The following is a 1977-nucleotide window of genomic DNA, read 5'->3' as shown; positions in this document are numbered from 1 at the left end:
GATTTGGGACAAATGCACTAAGTTCATACACCAGTGCAAATATTTTTACTTCAGGCACAGCGATCGATCCACCTGCTGTCTGGCGCGAACCTACAACTGCTAATACTGGACTTACTCTCAATACAGATAATTTAAAACAGACCCAACCAGAGAAGCAGCAAGAGGAGGGTATAGAAACCTACTTAGGCGATCGCATTAATGTAGGGAACAACCTTCCCGCTATCTGGAAGAACGGTACCTCATACATTACAGATCCACTTGAAAAACTATTTCTTGGCAGCACGATTAAATGGACAGCACCAAGTGACAAGCCTCGCTATCGTACTACTCAAGTGGTAGCCCTTCCTGATATAGGAATATCCAAGCGCAATGGCTTTTGGGAAGACGCAGCCGCCCAACAACCTGCAAACAATTTATCCAATACTGGCGGCTTGCGAGTAATAACTGGAGCAGGAAGTTACAGCACATTATCTTCTTTTCTACCAGCCACCCCTACAACCCTTGACGGCGGTATAGCTATTCCTATTGCTCCTCTTTTAGCAGGTGAAACCACAGCTACAGCTACCCCATATACTTTGGTTTGGCCTGACACTATGCCCATGTCAGGTGGCACAGACGATCCAATTACAACAGGTGTAAATGAGAGTACCGCACCACCACATTTACGGATGCGGGCTACAGCCGTTTATCACTATGTTAGTAGTGCTGGAACGAGCCAGACTCCCATTGCTTGCGTCAGCAGCTACTACGATCCCACGAATGCCACTACCGCCAAAAACAAAATCAATTTTGACGGTGGGTATGGTATTGATACAACTAATGGTAGGTCAAACAATGGAGTTGTCTATCCTGCTCCTTATAGCAGCAACAATGATAGGTTAACGGCGATTGGAGCTAACTTGGCGGAGTTAAAAGCGCAAGCAAAACTAATGTTTCCTAATGGACGCATTGTCAATGAACCTCTACAAAAAGCTCTTGTAAAACTTAATGGGAGTGGGGGGTTGTTAGATATTAACAAGCCTCTAAGTTTATCTGAAAACTCAGCGATCGATACAGCTATTTGTAGTATCAAAATCTTGGATACTACCCTTTCTCCTAGTACAAGTCCTGTGCTTCCTCATGGAGCGATCCGAGAAGCAACTTTCCTTAATGCCAGAGAAATTAAGGCAATTGATAAAACTGCAAGCAACTATGACCTAGAACTAGAACAACGGCAACCCTTAGAAATCCGGGTGACTGACATTAATCTGGACAGCGACCCTGACAAAGGCATCACAAAAAAATCAATCGGCACAAACGAGTATCTATTGCCTAATAGCGGCATTATTTATGCTAGTCGAGATGATGGGTTACTTGATTTAAGTGATACCAGTGCTGAAAAAGAGCTAATTAGCCCTACTGATTTCAAACTCGATCCTACACGCCGTCCCAATAGTATTAGGCTAATTAATGGCAATAACTTAGAACGAGATGACGATTATAGACCAGAAGAAAAGGGCTTAACTTTAGTCACTAATTTGCCTGCTTACATTCAGGGAAACTTTAACTTGCACGAGCAGTCAGGAACATCTACAGACCCTACTGAAGAATTTACAGACACATTAGAGAACAACTGGAGCGACTTCTACTCTCGTAATACAGCACTCAATCTCAACTTTGCTTGTCGTAAAGGGCAAACGGGCTGCGGTAACAACGGCGATCAATGGCGCGCTGCAACCATTATTTCTGATACTATGGTACTACTATCGGGCAGTTTCCGAGATGGTTTCCGCGATCAAGGAGATTACGATCTCAACAATAATGCAGGTACTTCTGTCACTCAAGCTCGTAAGAAAAATGGCTTTTGGGACAATAGCTTTGTTCCCAGTGCTTTATGGTGGGATATAAGCAATACTGATAACGCTTATCCTTATCAAAAACCAACTGCCAGTAGTTATGTAGGTTCATACTTAACGAACACAATAACACCAGTTCAGA

The 1977-nt window shown here is 43.3% G+C and carries 1 protein-coding gene; it reads left to right on the top strand.

Annotated elements, in window-relative coordinates:
* Positions 1 to 1977 (top strand): hormogonium polysaccharide biosynthesis protein HpsA (gene hpsA / locus AC2VE5_RS26290; RefSeq protein ID WP_486890500.1); only part of this gene is annotated, 1977 nt, incomplete at both ends.

It is taken from the genome of Aliterella sp. E5.1 (genome assembly GCF_057473825.1).
This window is presented reverse-complemented; position numbering and strand designations above follow the sequence as displayed.